This is a genomic window from Stieleria varia, assembly GCF_038443385.1.
GTDB lineage: Bacteria > Planctomycetota > Planctomycetia > Pirellulales > Pirellulaceae > Stieleria > Stieleria varia.
This window is the reverse complement of record NZ_CP151726.1, coordinates 6,841,700-6,861,411: the sequence shown is the minus strand read 5'-3', so window position 1 is coordinate 6,861,411 and position 19,712 is coordinate 6,841,700. Positions and strand designations below refer to the sequence as shown.

The window sequence follows — 19,712 nt, the reverse complement described above, 5'->3', positions numbered from 1 at the left end:
ATACCGTCCTGAAGGGACATGACAAGATAGCCCAGGGCAGAGCGCAGCGTCGCCCTGGGTTGATGTGCGTCGTTCCCACAAAGCCCCGAAGTGGGCGTCACACTCTTTGTTCGACGCAATAATGATTTCAACGAATGGTACGTCCGGGATGGACAAAGGTGTTTTGCCATTTCTGGCAAGGTAAAAGTAGTCGGGTGTTCGATTACTCAAGGCGGTACTGCGTTCCGCCCTGGACTTTCAGACACGATCCGGGGGACACGAACACGATCCGGGGGACACAGCACTTTGCTGCGTTGGTCAAACGTGTCGATGGATGTTGGCCATGGAACATGAAAACATCTTCTGCGTGTGACCGCTTCTAGCTGCGGAGGCAGCGACAGCATAAAGCGTGGGGCGTCAGCCCCACGTCCAACCGATAATCACCCCATCAAGCTGCGGATGCAGCGACAGATACTGCTAAATTCGTAGGATGGGACTCCACATCTCGGGCGGTCAAGTCACTCAGCCCATAGCCATCTTCCGCCCCCACGCGTTCAAACGCATCCAAGCGTTTGACTGCTCTGAGAAACTTTCTGACCTGAGCGACATAGGCTTCCTCTGTGCTGTACGCAAATTGATTCGCTCGGATCACACTTCGATACTCTTGCAGCACAAGCGGTTCTTTGGGGTCAATGTGTCCACGCTCCTCCAAGTCCGATTCGGATGTCCTGAGATTGCCTTCCGGCATTACCATCCGCTCCGGAACACTCGCTTGACTTCACTCTGCATCGCGTTCCGCTCATTGAGTCGATCCAGCGGACTGACCACTTTCTTCTCCCCCGAATCCTGGCGAGTTTCCAGCGAGTCAGGATCTGGCGGAGAAAGGCTTGGGGATGAGCATGCACAAATCCCAATACACCACATCACGTAGAAGCGTCTCTCCGAGACGCTCACCCCAGCGAGCGAAGCGAGGTGACCAACCGTGCCGCGTCGCCAAGTTTCGAATTTGCAGAGAAGAAAACCGAATGCAGGAAGATATCACAGACCCGAATGTTCTCGAGCAACCACCATCTAAACAACACAGCTTCTTCAGTGACTCACACGGCAACATCTCACGATCAGCATTCCCATACGACACTACCCACTCGCCACCCCGCGATCCTGCCTTTTGCCAAATCCACGTAGGTGTACCGCGACCCACGTCCCAATCCGTCGACTCGCATCCCTCATCAAACCGACACGCGACGAACCTCCTTCAGAAGTAGGTAATGGCGGGGTGCTTTCAACGCATCCACGGTCAATGACCGGTTGATCCGGAATATGCGTTTGCATTCTCGAACTTTCTTGCACCGATTCGCCACCGTTCCTAGGCTTCGCCACGCCACCGTCAGAGGCATGAAGCTCCAGTTCCTTCGCCTGTGCTCGGACATGCTCCGACGCATTGTTTCGATCAACAATGCCCTCGTTCAACCGATCCAGCGGACTCTTAACCGTCTCCGACGGATCGCTCAAACAGTGCAAGTAAATCATGGTCGTCTTTACATCCGCATGCCCCAACAACTCTTGGATTGTCCGGATGTCCGTACCGCTGGCCAGTAAGTGAGTTGCAAAACTGTGGCGAAAAACATGAGACGTGATCTGCTTCTCAATTCCTGCTTTCTCCACCGCTCGCTTCAAATGATCAGGAAACGTTTTCTTGTGCAAATGATGACGATGCATCCGCCTGTCTCGCGGATTTCGTGACAAACGATGAGACGCGAAAATGAACTGCCAACGAAACTCCCGGTGGGCATTGGGGTATTTTCGATCCAACGCTTTCGGCAGAAACACGGAAGCAACGCCTTCGGCTAAATCTTGGTCGTGAAGCTTCCTGCGCCACTGAAGCTTCTTTTGCAATGATTCAACCACCGTCTCGGGCAAAGGAACACGACGGTCCTTCTTGCCCTTAGAACGACGCACATAAATCATGCGGTTGTCAAAGTCGATGTCTTTCACGCGTAAACGCAAACACTCCCCCAGACGCATCCCCGTTCCATACATCAACTGAGCCATCAAAAAGTAGACGCCGCTCAAGTGCGACAGCACGGACCGGACCTCTGGTCGACTCATCACCACGGGAACTCGCTTCGGCTTGGTCGACCGGATCGCGTTGACTTCTTTCAGTTCTCTCTTCAAGACGTGAGTGAAAAGATAAAGGATCGCATAGAACGCCTGATCCTGAGAGTTCTCAGCAAGGTTCTCTTTCACTGCTAAATTCGTCAGATGGGACTCCACATCTCGGGCGGTCAAGTCACTCAGCCCATAACCATCTTCCGCCCCCACGCGTTCAAACGCATCCAAGCGTTTGACTGCTCTGAGAAATTTTCTGACCTGAGCGACATAGGCTTCCTCAGTGCTGTACGCAAGTTGATTCGCTCGGATCACACTTCGAAACTCTTGCAACACGATCGGTTCTCTGGGGTCAATGTGTCCACGCTCCTCAAGGTCCGATTCGGATGTCCTGAGATTGCTCCCAAACGCTTCCTTTCCAAGCTCACGTTGGTGCTGGGCTCGTTTCATATTGCGCAGCGTCTCACACACCTCATCCAAACGCGGGCACTCTTCCCATCGTTTGCGTCGGCGAAACTCCAGTAGCGCTTCTGCCACTTTCAAGCGTTTCCAAATGGGCATGCCGTCGGCTTTGATGCGAATCAAATAGGCAACAACATGCTCGCCATCGAACTGCCATCGTTCACGCTGGGCAATTTGGTGATGCCGTCGCAACTTCGCATACCAGATCGCTGGCCAATCCGGCTTTCCCGAAGCGACAACGCTCTCATGACCCCCACCGTACCCACTCTCACGCCTGCTCTCAGATCTTGTCATTGCATGCCCCCTCAAATCGGAAATCCAAATGCACAAAATGTCCGTGCCGTCAAAATGCAGACCCTGCCAGGCGGTGTCAACCCCACCTGGGATTGCACGCAAAGCGGCAACTGCCTATAATGCGTGGCGTTCTTATTGGCAAATTGCTGAAAAGCTTGGCCAAAATCAGTCAACTGCCAATAAGACCGGGATAACGCGAGGGCCAACCGCCAATAAGGCGTCAAATAACCAACCGCCAAGTCCTGACTCCCCTTAATTACAAGTTCTGTCGTTACAGTGCTCGATCGTCGCGTGTCGATGTAGCGATCGACCAATCGAATGAGTTGGCAGATCATGGGGCCGACAGCAGCACGTCGGCTTCGGCCGCGAGTTCTCTCGCTGAACCGTTGCGCGTCAAATGGAGTGTGGTCGACCGGATGCTCGAACCACTTGTTCCCATTGGCACACGTGTGACGGTCCGGCATCGGCATTCGACTTCGGCCACATCGTCGGCGGGGCAAAATCAGGAGCGGAATCCAGGACTCGAATTGCAGTGCGGTTCGAGCATGCGGTACAATCCAATGGTCGCATCCGAGCGGTACAGTGCCGCCACGGAATACGACAGAACCATGCGTTGGACCGAAGCGACGCATCGGGCGGATGAACATGGAAACCACAATGGCGTCGCTCGGTCAACGCTGCCGTTATGCCTTCGGATTCCGTATGAGCACATTCGCAGACAGCTTTCAGCAGGAGTCCCACGGGTACTGGCGCTCCATCACAGAACGGCCAGTTCTGCAAGAATCGCGTGCACGGTTCGACCTGTCAGTTTACGGCTGCTGGGAAGAAGATGAGGAAGACGGCGAATCTACCTTTGAACTCTTCGTGCAATCGCTTGGAAATGGAGCCGTGTCCATGCATCATGAAGCTGCATGGGATCATCTAATTGCCAATCGTGAAAGAATTGAGCAGGTGTTGCGTGCTGAACTAATGAGGCATCACAAGCTAGGATGGAGTGGATTCCAACGAGACAGAGACGACGATGTCGAAGGTTGGGAAGATGTCCAAGATCTTGTCGACTGGGAATCAGAATCCGCAATTGACAAACTATACACACTCACATCAATTACGCTGGGTCCGGAAGTGCGTGATGACTGCGCGATCGCAAGATTTCATTTTCACTCCAGTTGGGACACCGAACACGGCTTGGACATTTCGCTGTGGCGCAGCGACATTGCAGAATGAGGCATAACCATGCCGTGAACCGGAGCGGCCGACAACGCGGATATTGAAATCAGAGTCTTTTGGCGGCCGCCCGGTTACGGCTGTCGTTCGCCGACTGGAAATGGCTATCATCAATCCGTTGTCACCTTGCACTGAAGTATGCCGATGCGACAACGCACCAAAACGCTGCTTTGGATCGCACTGCCGACTCTGATAGTCGCGTGTCTTGGATGGACTGCCATCAATCTTCAACGCGGCATCAAGTCGGCGTACTACGAGTGGGGCGTTACCTGCATCATCGCGTCATACGCCGAGGACCACGACGGTTCGCCTCCGGCTAAATGGGATGATTTAGTTGGCTACGAGTACCACACTAAGTACCTCCCCGATCCGAGGACAATGGACGCGGCGGCACAACACATTTCCGTTGACTTTGAATCGCTCGTGGCGTTCGCAAACGAGGACATACCGGACTTGCCTGCCGACGTGATCACACCGATACAAGGCATCGAACAACATTGGATTCACCCCAAGACGACGCTCGAGCGCTACTTCCGTGACGGCGAACGACCACACGGATCGTTTGACGGCGAATACGCAAAACAGCTACGCTACTACGCTGAAGGCGGCGACTGAACGCAACAGACAGTCGCGGCGAACCATGCGATGCAACGGAGCCGGGCTTGCAGGGTTTCACAGATGGAAAGTCAACTCTCCCGGCCCGCTGATCGCCGCCGTTCATCGACAAAGTGAACGCGTGACGCGTTTTTGGATCATCATTATCGTTGTCGCCTTTGTTATCGCGTCCTTTTCGTTCGTAGGTGCCGCCTCGATCGTAAATGCAAGGCTTCTCGCAGAATCTGCGGTTCCGAGCCGATACAAGCAACTGATCACCGAATCCGATGCTACAGGCCACATACATGACGTGCATGTACAGCATCGTTTCGTTTTCGGTGAAATCAACGGTTTTTCGGATGACCATTCCTACGTGCAGGTCGCTGCGTTGCGCGTTCCGATTTCCAATGACGAGTGGTTCGGCTGGATGCTCATCGCGATGGGGATGGTTACAATAACCGTTTGGGTCCTTCTACTTGTTCGTTACCGTAAGGCGCTTAGCGGCGGCTAATGAACAGAGATGCGATGAACCAAACGATGCAACCGAGCGGCGAAGTCGGGCGTTTTGAAATGGTTGATCTTCCGTCGCCGCCGGCTGATCGTCACCGTTCTGTCGTTACAGTGCTCGATCGTCGCGTCTCGATGTAGTGATCGACCAGTCGAATGAGTTGGCAGATCTTGGGGCCGACAGCATGTTGTTGGCTTCGGCAATGCGTCCTCTCGCCGAACTGTTGCGCGCGAAATGGAGTGCGGTCGACCGGATGCTCGAGTCATCTGTTGCCATTGGGACACGTGTGACGGTCCGGCCTCGGCATTCGACTTCGGCCACATCGTCGGCGGGACATATTCAGAAACGAAACCAGGACTCGAATTGCAGAGCGGTCCGAGCATGCGATACAATCCAATGGTCGCATCCGAGCGGTACAGTGCCGCCACGGAAGACGACAGAGCCATGCGTTGGACCGAAGCGACGCATCGGGCGGATGAACATGGAAACCACAATGGCGTCGCTCGGTCAACGCCGCCGTTCTGTCGTCGTAGCGCTCGATCGTCGCGTCGCAATGTTGAGATCTACGCCTCGAAAGAGTTGGATGATCTTGGGGCCGACAACAGTAGGATGACTTCGGTGAAGCGTCCTCTCGCCAATCAGTTGCGCGTGAAATGGTGCGCGTGAAACGGTGCGCGGACGACCAAGTGCTCGAAACATTCGTTGCCATTGGATCGCGTGTGACGGTCCGGCCTCGGCATTCGACTTCGGCCACACCGTCGGCGGGACGAAATCAGGAGCGAAACCAGGGCTCGAATTGCAGTGCGGTCCGAGCATGCGATACAATCCAATGGTCGCATCCGAGCGGTACAGTGCCGCCTGGGAAGACGACAGAACCATGCGTTGGACCGAAGCGACGCATCGGCCGGATGAACATGGACACCACAATGGCGTCGCTCGGTCAACGCCGCCGTTATTTGCAACTGAGAGAAATCACGGATGGCCGTTTTCGACCTGTTTTCTAAACGCCAAAAACGATTACGCGGCGATGTGCCCGAAGTCTACGTGTACGACGACGTCCCGTCGCCACTTCGCGTTCAGTTGGTCCAGATACTGCAAGACGGAATTGGCCGTGATGAGCAATTTCAGGACGTGCCTCTGCAGCTTTACGCCCACATTCACAAGACGCTTTGTCGTGAATATGGTGTTTTCTCGTTAACAAAAGAACATCGTTCATCAGATTGGGAGTCGGTTGCAAATTATCTACTGCAAACGGACGACGTCGAACACATAATTGACATTGTTGAACTCTGCCTGCGCGCCGTTGATACTGTTATTCGTGAACGCAATTGGCAGTACATTGGCTGTTCTTCAAGCCCAGATGCCACGATCGCGGAAGCAAATTCTCGATTCAAAGAACACGGAGTTGGTTTTGAATACGTATCAGGAGAAGTAATACGAATCGACTCCCAGTTGATTCATGATGATGTCGTTAAACCCGCACTTAAGCTGCTTTCTGATCCGAAGTACAAAGGCGCTAACGATGAATTCCTCAAGGCACATGAACACTACCGGCATGGCCGTCATAAAGAATGTCTAGCCGAATGCCTGAAGGCATTCGAGAGTACGATGAAGACGATCTGCGACCTAAAGGGTTGGCAATATCAACCACGTGACACGGCGAAAACGCTGATTGATACATGCATGACAAACGGGCTTTTTCCGACGTTTATGCAATCCCACATTGGAAACCTTCGGGCGATCCTAGAGAGTGGCGTTCCAACCGTACGAAACAAACTTGGCGGACACGGACAGGGCGCAACTGTAACTACTGTATCGGAATCGACAGCGCGTTTTGCGCTCCATTCCACCGCGGCAAACATTTTGCTATTCGTCGAGTCCGTTTGATTCTACAATCTCTTGCAAATAACAATGCCGTGCACACGGAGCACGGCTTGCGCGTTTTCACAAGTGGAAAGTCGTCTCTCCGTGCCCGGTGACGGCGGTCGTTATGCACCATCGGCTCTCAGGTACTGTTCATGATTCGACGCTCAAAAGCAGTACACGGTGATGTGATTCAGATTCCCGTCGACGATACTTTTGCCTATGTCCGAGTCGTTCACGTCTCCAAGCATTTTCGTGACGTCATGCAATTGGAGTTTCGCGGATTTGCACCATCGTACGAACAGCTTGCTCCTACAACTGGCATCCATCGCCCGCGATGGACTGCATGTACTGGATTCGCGAAAAGAGGCTGGAATGTAGTTTCCGCTGGAGAAACATCTTCTGACGATGGCAATCTCACTTTTCGCATTGTCGCCAACGAACTCTGGCGCTGCGACGAGTTGGTGCGACATGCCACGAAAAGAGATACCGCCGAATATCCGTTGATGACTGTTGACGGATTCATCTTCCTTGAGAGATGGTTCCTGAAGCAGTACAACGGTGCATAACCATGGCATTCACACGGAGCGGGGCTTGCGGCCGAATTTGAAATGGACAACTTTACTCTCCCCGCCCGGTGATGCCGGTCGTTACGGTGCTCGATCGTCGCGTGTCGATGTAGTGATCGACCAGTCGAATGAGTTGGCAGATATTGGGGCCGACAGCATGTTGTTGGCTTCGGTAATGCGTCCTCTCGCCGAACTGTTGCGCGCGAAATGGAGTGCGGTCGACCGGATGCTCGAACCACTTGTTGCCATTGGAACACGTGTGACGGTCCGGCCTCAGCATTCGACTTCGGCCACATCGTCGGCGGGACATATTCAGAAACGAAACCAGGACTCGAATTGCAGTGCGGTCCGAGCATGCGATACAATCCAATGGTCGCATCCGAGCGGTACAGTGCCGCCACGGAAGACGACAGAACCATGCGTTGGACCGAAGCGACGCATCGGGCGGTTGAACATGGAAACCACAATGGCGTCGCTCGGTCAACGCCGCCGTTCTGTCGTTACAGTGCTCCATTGTGGCGTGTCGATGTAGTGATCGACCAGTTGAATGAGTTGGCGGATCTTGGGGCCGACAGCATGTTGTTGGCTTCGGCAATGCGTCCTCTCGCCGAACTGTTGCGCGCGAAATGGAGTGCGGTCGACCGGATGCTTGAGTCATCTGTTGCCATTGGAACACGTGTGACGGTCCGGTTTCGGCATTCGACTTCGGCCACATCGTCGGCGGGTCGAAAGCAGGAACGAATCCAGAGCTCGAATTGCAGAGCGGTCGAAAAAGGCGGTACAATCCAATGGTCGCATCCCGGCGGTACGGTGCCGCCTCGGAAGACGACAGAACCATGCGTTGGACCGAAGCGACGCATCGGGCGGATGAACATGGAAACCACAATGGCGTCGCTCGGTCAACGCCGCCGTTCTGCGACTGATCCAGTGGCACATCGAACATTCAAGATCGCGACCGTGTTTTCGACATTGATGCTCGCGATATCAATCTTACTGTTTATCGTGGGTTACATCGTCAGCCCATGGGATTACCATTTTTCGTTCAGCGATGATTCCCACGTCGGTGTATGGACGCGCGGACTTGATTCTCGACTCGTCTTCTTTAACGACGCTGAATACGGTCCGTATCGTGGCAGCATCATCGGACTGGTTGACGCAGACGGAAACGTTTATCCGCCGCTTGAACGCGAAGAGGCATTTGGCGATTCATGGGGCATTTACTATCGGTACTTCAAATCGTCCGATTCCACAATTTGGACTTTGATGGTGACCTTGTGGTATCCGATTGTCCTCTTTGCCATAATGCCATTGGTAGGCTTGGTGTGCTCCGCTGTTGGTCGGAGCGCGTCAAACGTCGCAGAACCATGCGGTGAACGGGAGCCGCCGGTGACGCGGGTTTTGAAATCATAGTATTTTGGCGGCGGCCCCGTTACCGCAGGCGTTCGCCCAACCAGATTGTGACTGCAAAGTCGGTGCATGCTTGTGCTTGAATTGATACTACTGCTTGTCGTCGCATTTCCCATCGCGTGGCTGATCGCTGAGTTCTACGACAACCGCGCGGCACGAATCACGTTGGGCGTTTGTGCGATCGCGATGTCGTTCGGCGTTGCGTGGATCGTCGGATCACTTGATCGCATGCAATCCAACATTTACTTCTCCGAAGCAACAAAAGACCTGATTCAAAACACGATCATTGAACTTGAGAACGATAAGGTCGACGACGTCCTCACCGAGTTGCGGGTACTGCGTGACGATTTTCGTCCGACGTACGAAACACGCGACGATTATGATGTCCTCGTAGACCGATACATCCACTCAATCTCGGACGCTCCTGTCGAACATTCAGATGGTGACCCGCGATGGTCTCACGAAATGGTAGACTACACGTCGCCCGAAACAGAAGAAGTGAGCGAACCATGACATGCACGGGAGGACGGCTTGCGAGGTTTTCGAAGTGGAGAGTCTTTCGTCCGTCCCCCGTGATGTCTACCGTTCTGTCGTCGTAACGCTCGATCGTCGCGTCGCAATGTTGAGATCTACGCCTCGAAAGAGTTGGATGATCTTGGGGCCGACAACAGTAGGATGACTTCGGTGAAGCGTCCTCTCGCCAATCAGTTGCGCGTGAAATGGTGCGCGTGAAACGGTGCGCGGACGACCAAGTGCTCGAAACATTCGTTGCCATTGGAACACGTGTGACGGTCCGGCCTGGGCATTCGACTTCGGCCGCGTCTACGGCGGGACAAAATCAGGAGCGATATCAGGGCTCGAATTGCAGTACGGTCCGAGCATGCGATACAATCCAATGGTCGCATCCCAGCGGTACTGTGCCGCCTGGGAAGACGACAGAACCATGCGTTGGACCGAAGCGACGCATCAGGCGGATGAACATGGAAACCACAATGGCGTCGCTCGGTCAACGCCGCCGTTCTCTCACGTCTTGGCTAGAAGCCTGTAAGGCAATGACTGATCCCAAAAGCATCCAACGCATAAGTGAGCTTCTGCGATTGTTGCCGGGTGTCGCGAAGGCCAGGTTGTGGCGATCTGATGCTTCAGATGCGATCAACGCTGTCATTGGTTGCGAGTCGCTCGTCGGGTTTGATGCGATCGCTAGGTGTGCCGTTGGTGCGAACGTTGTAGCTACGCTAGGTAGTTCCGAATCGACGAGCTTCCGCAAGCTGGAGCCTGTCCCATTCTTGGATGTCGTGGTTCGTTTCGACGATGCTACTGTAGAAACCCCGTCGGAGTGCGAACGATTTGGTTTTTATGTTGCTTCTTTTCTGTACAATGAAGCGATCATCGACGACTCCTCCTTGGATGAGCTGGAAACGGTATGGTCCGTTCGTTTTATGAGAGAACCATGACATGCACGGGAGGACGGCTTGCGCGGTTTCTGGAGTGGAAAGTCTTTCGTCCGTCCCCCGTGATGTCTACCGTTCTGTCGTTACGGTGCTCGAGCGTCGCGTGTCGATGTAGTGATCTACCAGTCGAATGAGTTGGCAGATATTGGGGCCGACAGCATGTTGTTGGCTTCGGCAATGCGTCCTCTCGCCGAACTGTTGCGAGTGAAATGGAGTGTGGTCGACCGGATGCTCGAACCACTTGTTGCCATTGGAACACGTGTGACGGTCCGGCCTCAGCATTCGACTTCGGCCACATCGTCGGCGGGACATATTCAGAAACGAAACCAGGACTCGAATTGCAGTGCGGTCCGAGCATGCGATACAATCCAATGGTCGCATCCGAGCGGTACAGTGCCGCCAAGGAAGACGACAGAACCATGCGTTGGACCGAAGCGACGCATCGGGCGGATGAACATGGAAACCACAATGGCGTCGCTCGGTCAACGCCGCCGTTATTTGGCAACGTGCTCGATCGGACGACAAATGAACCGCCCTTGGTCGATTTGGATTCTCGTTGCGGCACCAATCGCTGCCGTTGTGCTTGCCGCGAGCATCTGGCACCGATCGCGTGAACCAGCCAGTCTCCAACCCACCGCCGAATTGGCTCGTACTGCCAAGCAACGCCCGTCGTCGCTACTGTCCCGCGAGACCAGCCTCCGTACAGTTCGTGACCTGGCACTGGTTGATATGGACTCGTCCGGTCGCCTTTTTGGCGTGTCGTTCTACGATCCGGTTGGGCTGTCTGACAGGGGATTTGCGCCACGCAAACTCATAGACTCCGACCTCCGATTGCTGGAACCTTTTCCCGAACTCGAGCGGTTGGACATTGCTGGAACAGCAATTACCGATGCAGGGCTAAAGCATCTCAAAGGCCTTAACGAGATAGAACGACTGAACATCAGTTCGACCGCGATCACGGGCCATGGATTGCGCAGCCTCGCGGACATGAGTCAGCTACGCATGCTCGACCTCGTGGATATCGCTATTGACGATAGTGATCTGGAGTTTCTGTCCGTTTTTGCCCAGTTGCAGAGGCTTTCAATTTCGAGCCCCCTCGTTTCAGATTCCGGACTCGCACACCTTCACAAGCTTGGTAAGCTCGAAGGTCTTTATCTCGGGCGACTTCAGGTGACGGATCAAGGGATTCGACATCTGGCAAAGCTTCCTTCACTGACACACGTCACGCTCGATGGCACTCCTATCAGTGATGGTGCCGTACCGCATTTTGCAAAATTGACGCAATTGCGTTATCTTCACCTTAAAAGAACGACAATCACCTCAAAGGGCGCTGCCGATATTCAGTCAGCACTGCCAAGTTGCACAGTTAATCGCGACATCGCATATCCCTGAGGCACGCGAAGTCCTATGACTATTGAGCGGCGCAACACCATCGCCGTCACCCTCAGCACAGCCAAATAACAAAGCCGTGAACCGGAGCACTCATTCACGCGGCAACTGAAATCAAAGCCTTCCGTTCGTGCCCGGTTACGGCAGTCGTTGAACTTAATCGGGTCTCTGTTGGTTGAGTTTGTGAAGAATCTGGCAGTGGATTGCTGATCGTTCTTTGGGGCAAGTCAGGAGTACGCATCCTTGCGGGGAAGGAGGCGTTGGCATCCTTGCCAACCAACTTCAAGCGTTGATTGTGCTTCTTCTTGCATTCGCACACCGCACCTTCTTTCGCCCGCCGCTTGGGCTGGGCTGACCCCAGTGCACACGCATGCTGACGTGTCTTTCAAAGGTCTTTGATTCGCTTCGCGACAGTCTTTCTTTCATTCTTTTTTTCTTCGCATGCGACCCGTAAATAGCCGGGTTAATCGTTGAACGTTTTGATTCTTTTTGACTTTATTTCCAGTTTTTACTTGCGCTTTTGCTAACCGTAAGCAGCCTCGGAAACACCAATCTCATTCGTAGGTTGGACAACCTTTTTTGTTTCCCTTTCCACTCAGGATTCACAACATGACTCCCTATCAAAAACGTTCCTGCGAACTCACCAAACGTCTCGCGGAAGACTTGAAGATTCGCAATTACGCTCAGGCCACCATCGACGCGTACACCTACCACACCAAGCGGTTCGCCGACTTCATTAAAAAGCCTTTAGACCGCGTAACCCCGGAAGACGTTCGATTGTTCCAGCTTTATCTGATCGAAGAGGTAAAGGGTTCCTACAGCAGCTTCAACCAAGCAGTCTGCGCCTTACGGTTCCTCTACAAACATTCCATCCCCGTTTCCTGGCCAGTCACCATGCTGCCCTTCGGCAGACGTGAAAAGAAACTGCCCACCGTGCTGAGCCGGAACGAAGTCGACAGGCTGCTCCAGTGCACTCCCAATCTGAAACATCGAACCTTCCTGATGACCCTCTACGCTTGCGGGATGAGGTACTCAGAAGCCGCCAACTTGACCATCGCGGACATCGACTCGGACCGGATGATGGTCAAGATCGCCTGCGGCAAAGGACGCAAGGAGAGAAGCGTTCCGCTTTCACCGAGGCTCTTGAAAGAGCTCAGAATCTACTGGCTGAAGTATCGTCCGGAGGGCCTGCTGTTCCCGGGCAACTCGGCCAACAAGACCTACGCCGACACGACAATCCGCAAGGCGATGAAGGAAGCAGGCAAGCGAGCGGGGATCAAAAAGAGGATCTTTCCGCACGCTCTGCGTCACAGCTACGCGACCGGACTTTTGGAAGCCGGAGTGGACATTCTGACCATCAGTCGGCTGCTGGGTCACGCGAGTTTCCTGACGACGATGATTTATCTGCACTGTCGTCGCGAGCACCTCAGCAGCGCACCGAGCCCGCTGGACTGGCTGCCAGTGAAACAACTGCCGACGTACGTAATACCCGAAGAAGGGCCGCCGGAGGAGAACGGGAAACCAAAGAAAGACGACGATTCGCAGCCGAACAAGAAAAGCTAACCGTCGCGGAGATTTTGCGGGTCGGTGCGGCGTCGATGGTCGACGCATCGACTTGCGGCCAAGTCCAGAGCGTGCTGGCGAAGCTGTCGCTTTGCCGCACGCATGTGCTTGGCGGTCGCGAGTATCTGTGCAACGACTGCGGTAAGAGCAGCTCACGGTACAACTTGTGCGGCGACCGCCACTGTCCCCAATGCAGTGGCAGCAAGCGAGTGGACTTCAATGACAAGGCGTCCAAGCTGATCCTCTCCGGCGTGGCGTACTATCAAGTCGTCTTCACTCTGCCGAGCGATCTCTCCGAGTTGGCACTGGCCAACCGAAACGAGCTGGCGGACTTGTTGGTCAGTACGGGTTGGAAGAGCCTTTCCAAGAACATCAAGTCCGAGCAAGACTACGATCCGGCAGCGATCAGCGTATTGCACACTTGGAACCAAAAACTGGAGGCGCACTGGCATGTTCACATGCTGGTGCCCGGTGCCGGGCCGAGCTTGAGTGGCGATGACTGGAAAGAAGCCAAGACGCCGCCGGGGGTTCGCAATTCGGATGGTTACTATCTGGTCGACTCCGAGAAGTTGAAGGAAGACTTCCGTAAGCGGGCGATCGCGAAGCTTCGTCGCTTGCGACGCGACGGCAAACTGAAGCTGGGCGGAAAGTTCGAGTACCTGCAAAGCGATGAGAACTGGGAGGTGTTCGTCAAGAATCTTGAGTCGACCCAATGGGTTGCCTACATCCAACCGCCGCCCAAAGAGACCAGCGGTGGCGGCGAAGTGGTCAACTACCTGACGCGTTACTTGACCGGCGGTCCGATCAGCAACCACCGCATCACTGCTGCGGACAGCGACGAGGTGGTCTTCATGGCCCGTGAAGGAAAACGTGTGGGCGGTGAGCGGGAACAAGTCCCGATCAAGCTATCAGTGCTCGAGTTCACCCGCCGCTGGTGTCTGCACATCCAACCGGACCAGTTGACCAAGTCACGGTACTTCGGCGGTTGGAGCAACAACCGACTGGCAAGCTACATGGCTCGTTGTCAGGAGTTGCTGGGGACAGAGCCGGATGTCTCGGAAACGCCGACCGAAGCGGTCGATTCGATGGACTCGCAGTGGGAGCCTCCATCGTTGCCCGAGTGTGCGCACTGCGGGAGCATCGAGCTAAGTTTGGTGTGTGAAACGCCCAAGCCGACGTGGAAGGAGTTGTTCTGGCGAGAGAGTGAGACGTGTCCGGAGTGGTACGCGGAGCGCCAGCGGGAGTCGCACCGCGAGTTCTGGACGGCCCACTACGGTTCGGATTATTACGACTGGTACCTGGAAACGCAGGTAGAAGTCGCAAAGGAAATGGGGCCGGAACCGGCAAAAGCGATCCAGATGTACCTGCCTGGTTTGACACCGGGAGTGTCGTTCGAGATAGAATCTTTTTGAGGGTGGATTGGACGCTCCGATCCAAGTCCTACGGGACGTCAACCTCCGACAAAGCTCAACGCCCGATCTATGCATGCACGTCCTGTGCCTGCATAGATCGCAATTCGTTTTATTTTGCCACTCGCGTCACCACGTGATATGCAATGTTTCTCGCTCGACTCACATTTGGCTTCGACGGTGATAAGCCGCGCGGACGCGACGCGTTGAAGGACGCTGCCGAATGGTATCTCGCTGCGCTACTCAAGAACGGACAAATCTACGGCGAGTATCTGTTCGCGTGGTGCGACGCGACACTCGTTGCATACACGCATGTCGCGCGACCTGATGCCCTCGCCGCACGTCACCATTCCGAATGGGCCAGATCGGCGCTCGACTCTGTCGTCGAGGGGTTTGGGCAACCGCCGCAGTGCGAAATCATTGATGATGATGTCCCCAAGCGATTCCCATCATGGAAGCGGTCAACTTCCTTCTATCTCTTCACGCATGCATTTGATGACGTGTCGCCGATTTGCTGTGGCGATACTGGCCGCCCGATTCCGCTGTATCTCTTTCCGCTCCCGCAACAAATCCGCGAAGATATCTACTTTTGGTCTCGCTCGTACAACTATCACGACAACATCTGGTTGGGTTCCGCGGCCCTTGAAATCCCTGCGTACAAACAACTCGCCGATCCTACAAGTGACTTGTCAGTGACCGGTCGTCGACTGTGCGCGGGCATCGAACTCGCCACCAAAACACCAACATATTATTTCGTACATCGTTACTGGGGGCGCACCGATGGCGAGGCGCTGCGCCCCTGTCCTGTTTGCGGTGGCAAATGGCACTTGTCCGATACTTCGACCGATCGGCATCCGTTCCATGTTTTTCATTTTCGCTGCAAACGTTGTCGTCTTGTCTCCCACTGCGGTGACTCATATGATGACCAACGGCACGCACGAATCGGTGAATTCAAGAAAGCAAAATAACCATGCGGTGAACGGGAGCCGCCGATGACGCGGGTTTTGAAATCATGGTCTTTTGGCGGCGGCCCCGTTACCGCTGCCGTTCGTCCATGAGAATTGCTTGATGGGACGTGGATACACTCAATACAAGCTTCAGGTGTCCGGACGCGAAGAATGGGTGCTGTTTTCCGCCTTCATTGACTACCGTTTTGCTGATGGTAGCAAACTGCATATCCTGCAAGTTGCAGCTTGGTGCCACAAATGCGACAGGTTTGTTGTTGCAGAAGAAATACCTTCAATCGCTTCGTTGAGAAGCGAGCTAGAGAAAACGAAATCCGGTGACTCAGAGACGATTCAGATTTGGAATTTCGTCTCAAATGGCCAACCCATTGCGATTAGAATTGCTGAGATTGAAAAAAGAATCGAGTGGAGAAACACTAGATCGAATCCGCCACGCTGCTTAGAATGTGGCAGTTTTGGTATCGTTGCTCTGTCTGGTGGCAAGGAGTTTCGGCATCCTAAAACGGGCGAACTTGTGAACGAGGTCAGTGCAGGTTGGGCAGATGCGGAGCGTTGGTCTGCTGATTTCACACCGGAGGGCGACGAATTGGACGAACCAAGCGATGCACCTAAGTCGCCGGTCGGCCGCGAATTTGAATCATAGATTTTTCGCGGCGACTAGGTGATCGCTGTCGTTCTACGCATTCGCCAATTGGCGATTCTTGCCGTACAACCGATCCCAGTTTTGACGCCGACGCTCCAAAAACGCCGCAACCGATACCACGCCTGGATAGTCTCGTTCGTCCAGTTCATCCATCATTTGTCCGTGACAGTAGCACGTCAACTTGATCTCGTCTCGCATATCGCAACACGTTTTACACGTCCTGAAATCCGAGAAGTCGCCTTCCCACAGTCCCTTTGCATATTCGTGATGCTCGCCTTTTTCAATCACACGCAGACACTCGCTGCACTTGTGTTCCTTGCGGCCTTTGACCGTTCGGCACTCGTAAAACGTCGGCGGGTTGTCCCAATAGCAATCGCACATCCTCGAACCTCGGAAGCGTAGAACAAGGTGATGCACGGGAGCCGGACTTGCGTGCGTTTCGAAATGGTTAGATCACTGGTTCCGGCCCCGTGATCACTAGCGTTCTGCCACTGATGTGAGTTCGATCGTCAACGCATGGAAAACGTTCCTCAAGATTGCCTGGACGCACTCCGCAGTGGATTCCAGTTCTCGTTTTGGCGACTGCGTCGATCTTCGATCGGTAAGATCACGCTCAAAACGGCTGGCCAACTTGCGCTGACGACTATTACGACGTTTCCTGGCTGCCAATCCATTCTTGACGACCCGTTTCAGCTGTTTGACGGCATGTACCACATCGACGTCGTTGATCTGGTTGCTGAATCCTCTGACTACGACCCTGAAGGCTTGTTCTGCTGGATTCCCAAGCTCGAATGTTTTGCTGCGGTTGACCCTGAACACGGGGACGTACTCACGTTTCCTTCTGTCACATGGTCGGCCATCGTTCGAGCACCGGTTCGGTATCTTGAAGCACAGTGGAGTGTCTCTGATGACGGAGTACGAGTTCTTCCTTGGCTTCACTTCCCGTTTCGGATTAACAACTCTGATCTTGCGCTATCTCCCTATCCGGCGCATTGCGTGCTACATGACGTTCCGGTCGCCGAACACGACCGCAAACGCCATTCTATGTTCGATGCATATCGCGACCGTGACGTTGACGCATGGCTCCATGAATCACGAGTCTCATTTCCCTGGTCAGGCATTCCTGCCACAGAGACCATTCTGATATCATGCAAAGGTTGCTTCGACGCGGAAGCTGCGTGGTTGCAACGCATTGATGATTCCATACCCGTACTTGACGCACGCAAGAACAAGGGTGGCTTTATCCAGTGCCCAAATTGCGGCAACCGATTTTCACCGGCAGATCTGTTTTCCTTCGTCGATGGGATGCACACTAGGTGCGGACAGAAGATCAACGTCCTTGAACGCGAGGCAGAACAATGACATGCACGGGAGGACGGCTTGCGGCGTTTCTTGCAATGGATAGTTTACTCTCCGTGCCCCGTGATGTCTGACGTTCTGTCGTCACAGTGCTGGATTGTTGCGTGTCGATGTAGCGATCGACTAATCGAATGAGTTTTCAGATTTTGGGGCCGACAGCATGTTGTTGACTTCGGCAATGCGTCCTCTCGCCGAACTGTTGTGCGTGAGATCGGACGAGAAAAAGGGAAGGGGGGCTTTGTTGCATTCCGCAGACACGTTTCTTGAATGCCAAGAGCTTCTTCTCGCTCACGCGAGTTTGGCCGCCAAAACCACGAAACTCGTAGCCCACGTAGTCAAGCCCATCCGTTTTGCGGATGTTGCTCTTGTCGTGGTTGACGGTCAACTTCAATCGGTCGGTCAAGAAGCGTTCGGTGCTCGCGTACACACGTTGCGCCGCCGCTTCCGTCTTCGTGAAAATCACGAAGTCGTCTGCATAGCTGTTACCATTCGTTCGATTTGACCAGACTCCAACCGGCCTCGTGCCGGTGGTGAATCCGACTGACTGGCTACGGCACCGCAGGCCAATCGAACCCCATCTCCCCACTGGCCTCGTGCCAGTGGCAAAGGGGCCAACGCGACTTGAGATGCCCAGTGATCGTGCTTGCTTCCACCGGCACGAGGCCGGAGGGGAGCCAAGAGAATCGACCGCTTCTTTGTAGCTCATCAGTCTTGCTTCCACCGGGCCAAGCCCGGATGGAGAGCGAGGAAACATCAGAGTTCATCGGTGGTTCGTTCCTTGTCTTGTGACGTTCAGGCCTTTGTGTCGCCGTTGGACTCGGCGGATCACTCCTATGCCTTCTGCTGCCGACTTCGATCTTGGGTTCGTGTTACCACGGCCCACCCCGCGTTGGAGCAAGCTCTACTAGCGGGCACAGGATGAAGCCCTCCCCAAATAAGGGACGTCCGTTTGGTCGATGGGGGGCATCGGTTTTTCACGGACACGTGATCTGTTTCCGTCACTGTATTCATTGCTTGTTGGGCCACATCTACCTGTGCCCTGCTTTTCCGGTTCGGTTTCGCTGTCAGCAGCCAGCTCACCTAGGGTCATCGGCCTCAATGTGATTTCTGTACCACGTTGCTGCATGCTGCGCGCGAACCTGACGGGTCTTGGCGTGGATGTGGACGGCACGAGTAGCCGTGGGAATTCTGTCCGATTCAGTTCTCGTCGAACCGCACGTTCCTCAGGTCAGAGCCATCTTTAAGAGCACATCCGCAGGCTTCCTCCCCACGGTTTGTCACCTTGTGCGCAGTTGCCGGGCATCTTGGAGACAGGGCCTCGTACTCTCTTCTTTCGGATTTACATTTGGTATCCTGTCTCCTACTGGAAGTTACCGGAACTCAGTACAGGGGACTTTCACCCCACAAGATCACGCCCATGTTGGGCGTACTGCACACGAAGCCGCCGATCGCGCGGTTTGCCAATGGAGAGCGTTTCTCCGGCGGCTCGGTGACGGCTGTCGTTATGTGCCAAGGCTCCGGGCGCAGACTCTCTCCGCCAATGTTTCGCGTATGCCGACTATAGACCTCATCATCAACAAAGGACTCCCCCGCCTTCCATTTGGCACATCGAAAGATGACATTGTGGCGGCGCTCGGTAGACCCACCCGCGAGTCCACGATCGGTGACACACCAACGCACCCGGTATCCCGCCAGATTCTTGAGTACGCTGACTACGAGCTATTGATAACTCCTGAACTTGGTCTCATTTCCGTAACTGCCGATCCTGACTCCCTTCAGATCACGCTCGACACCATTCACGTTAACACTCTCGCACCAGAGCAGCTAGCTGAATAACTAAGGTTACTCGGCAGCAAAACCGTGGCCGTTGGCGATTCCGATGGCTTTCGGGACCAAGACGTCACGGCACTGGACATAGGCGTGA

At 54.4% G+C, this 19,712-nt stretch carries 22 protein-coding genes; 16 read left to right on the top strand and 6 right to left on the bottom strand.

Annotated features, from left to right (window positions below; all coding sequences use genetic code 11):
* Positions 1-427: 427 nt before the first annotated feature.
* On the bottom strand, positions 428-727 hold the full coding sequence (locus tag Pla52nx_RS22965; RefSeq protein ID WP_146517923.1) for a hypothetical protein: 300 nt from the start codon (positions 725-727) through the stop codon (positions 428-430).
* A gap of 389 nt (positions 728-1,116) precedes the next feature.
* Positions 1,117-2,844, bottom strand: coding sequence for an integron integrase (locus Pla52nx_RS22960; RefSeq protein ID WP_342190226.1), 1,728 nt, complete (start codon positions 2,842-2,844; stop codon positions 1,117-1,119).
* A 639-nt stretch (positions 2,845-3,483) separates the two neighbouring features.
* Here Pla52nx_RS22960 and Pla52nx_RS22955 point away from each other — a divergent pair.
* The 3 genes from Pla52nx_RS22955 to Pla52nx_RS22945 all read left to right on the top strand — a co-directional run bounded on the left by Pla52nx_RS22955 (position 3,484) and on the right by Pla52nx_RS22945 (position 5,173).
* Positions 3,484-4,068, top strand: a complete 585-nt coding sequence (locus tag Pla52nx_RS22955) for a DUF6985 domain-containing protein (protein ID WP_146523842.1) — start codon at positions 3,484-3,486, stop codon at positions 4,066-4,068.
* A gap of 144 nt (positions 4,069-4,212) precedes the next feature.
* Positions 4,213-4,683 carry a hypothetical protein gene (locus Pla52nx_RS22950; protein WP_146523843.1) on the top strand — a complete coding sequence of 157 codons (471 nt, stop codon included), beginning with the start codon at positions 4,213-4,215 and terminating at the stop codon, positions 4,681-4,683.
* A 25-nt stretch (positions 4,684-4,708) separates the two neighbouring features.
* Positions 4,709-5,173: a hypothetical protein gene (locus Pla52nx_RS22945; RefSeq protein WP_146523844.1), complete on the top strand. Its 465-nt coding sequence runs from the start codon at positions 4,709-4,711 to the stop codon at positions 5,171-5,173.
* A 105-nt stretch (positions 5,174-5,278) separates the two neighbouring features.
* Here the strand turns inward: Pla52nx_RS22945 and Pla52nx_RS22940 are convergent, their stop codons facing one another.
* On the bottom strand, positions 5,279-5,446 hold the full coding sequence (locus tag Pla52nx_RS22940; protein WP_342190225.1) for a hypothetical protein: 168 nt from the start codon (positions 5,444-5,446) through the stop codon (positions 5,279-5,281).
* A gap of 105 nt (positions 5,447-5,551) precedes the next feature.
* Between Pla52nx_RS22940 and Pla52nx_RS22935 the strand changes: the two genes are divergently transcribed.
* From Pla52nx_RS22935 to Pla52nx_RS22880, 12 genes are all read left to right on the top strand, one after another.
* Complete coding sequence (locus Pla52nx_RS22935) at positions 5,552-5,836, top strand: hypothetical protein (RefSeq protein ID WP_342190224.1); 285 nt, start codon at positions 5,552-5,554, stop codon at positions 5,834-5,836.
* A 312-nt stretch (positions 5,837-6,148) separates the two neighbouring features.
* Positions 6,149-7,057, top strand: coding sequence for an STM4504/CBY_0614 family protein (locus Pla52nx_RS22930; protein WP_146523846.1), 909 nt, complete (start codon positions 6,149-6,151; stop codon positions 7,055-7,057).
* A 131-nt stretch (positions 7,058-7,188) separates the two neighbouring features.
* On the top strand, positions 7,189-7,602 hold the full coding sequence (locus Pla52nx_RS22925) for a hypothetical protein (RefSeq protein ID WP_146521561.1): 414 nt from the start codon (positions 7,189-7,191) through the stop codon (positions 7,600-7,602).
* 354 nt (positions 7,603-7,956) lie between these two features.
* A complete protein-coding gene (locus Pla52nx_RS22920; RefSeq protein ID WP_342190223.1) occupies positions 7,957-9,012 on the top strand; it encodes a hypothetical protein in 1,056 nt (351 codons plus the stop codon).
* 66 nt (positions 9,013-9,078) lie between these two features.
* On the top strand, positions 9,079-9,522 hold the full coding sequence (locus tag Pla52nx_RS22915; protein ID WP_146522265.1) for a hypothetical protein: 444 nt from the start codon (positions 9,079-9,081) through the stop codon (positions 9,520-9,522).
* Positions 9,523-9,889: 367 nt separating this feature from the next.
* Positions 9,890-10,057, top strand: coding sequence for a hypothetical protein (locus tag Pla52nx_RS22910; protein WP_197454920.1), 168 nt, complete (start codon positions 9,890-9,892; stop codon positions 10,055-10,057).
* 759 nt (positions 10,058-10,816) lie between these two features.
* A complete protein-coding gene (locus Pla52nx_RS22905; protein ID WP_342190222.1) occupies positions 10,817-11,074 on the top strand; it encodes a hypothetical protein in 258 nt (85 codons plus the stop codon).
* A 28-nt stretch (positions 11,075-11,102) separates the two neighbouring features.
* Complete coding sequence (locus tag Pla52nx_RS22900) at positions 11,103-11,852, top strand: hypothetical protein (RefSeq protein WP_342190221.1); 750 nt, start codon at positions 11,103-11,105, stop codon at positions 11,850-11,852.
* A gap of 606 nt (positions 11,853-12,458) precedes the next feature.
* The gene (locus Pla52nx_RS22895; RefSeq protein WP_342190220.1) at positions 12,459-13,412 is read left to right on the top strand and encodes a site-specific integrase; all 954 of its coding nucleotides are present in this window, start codon (positions 12,459-12,461) and stop codon (positions 13,410-13,412) included.
* Positions 13,413-13,426: 14 nt separating this feature from the next.
* Positions 13,427-14,824: an IS91 family transposase gene (locus Pla52nx_RS22890; protein ID WP_425289834.1), complete on the top strand. Its 1,398-nt coding sequence runs from the start codon at positions 13,427-13,429 to the stop codon at positions 14,822-14,824.
* A 143-nt stretch (positions 14,825-14,967) separates the two neighbouring features.
* Positions 14,968-15,789 carry a DUF2310 family Zn-ribbon-containing protein gene (locus Pla52nx_RS22885; RefSeq protein ID WP_146517937.1) on the top strand — a complete coding sequence of 274 codons (822 nt, stop codon included), beginning with the start codon at positions 14,968-14,970 and terminating at the stop codon, positions 15,787-15,789.
* A 100-nt stretch (positions 15,790-15,889) separates the two neighbouring features.
* A complete protein-coding gene (locus Pla52nx_RS22880) occupies positions 15,890-16,429 on the top strand; it encodes a hypothetical protein (protein WP_146517938.1) in 540 nt (179 codons plus the stop codon).
* 33 nt (positions 16,430-16,462) lie between these two features.
* On the opposite strand, the gene Pla52nx_RS22875 is transcribed toward Pla52nx_RS22880, so the two are convergent.
* A complete protein-coding gene (locus Pla52nx_RS22875) occupies positions 16,463-16,810 on the bottom strand; it encodes a hypothetical protein (RefSeq protein WP_146517939.1) in 348 nt (115 codons plus the stop codon).
* A gap of 324 nt (positions 16,811-17,134) precedes the next feature.
* On the opposite strand from Pla52nx_RS22875, the gene Pla52nx_RS22870 reads away from it, so the two are divergent.
* On the top strand, positions 17,135-17,791 hold the full coding sequence (locus tag Pla52nx_RS22870; protein ID WP_146517940.1) for a hypothetical protein: 657 nt from the start codon (positions 17,135-17,137) through the stop codon (positions 17,789-17,791).
* A gap of 136 nt (positions 17,792-17,927) precedes the next feature.
* On the opposite strand, the gene Pla52nx_RS22865 is transcribed toward Pla52nx_RS22870, so the two are convergent.
* Both Pla52nx_RS22865 and Pla52nx_RS22860 read right to left on the bottom strand, forming a co-directional pair.
* Positions 17,928-18,374 carry a reverse transcriptase domain-containing protein gene (locus tag Pla52nx_RS22865; protein ID WP_261344229.1) on the bottom strand — a complete coding sequence of 149 codons (447 nt, stop codon included), beginning with the start codon at positions 18,372-18,374 and terminating at the stop codon, positions 17,928-17,930.
* A complete protein-coding gene (locus Pla52nx_RS22860; RefSeq protein WP_231741611.1) occupies positions 18,337-18,552 on the bottom strand; it encodes a hypothetical protein in 216 nt (71 codons plus the stop codon). The genes Pla52nx_RS22865 and Pla52nx_RS22860 overlap by 38 nt, the downstream gene beginning before the upstream one ends.
* Between the last annotated feature and the right edge of the window lie 1,160 nt (positions 18,553-19,712).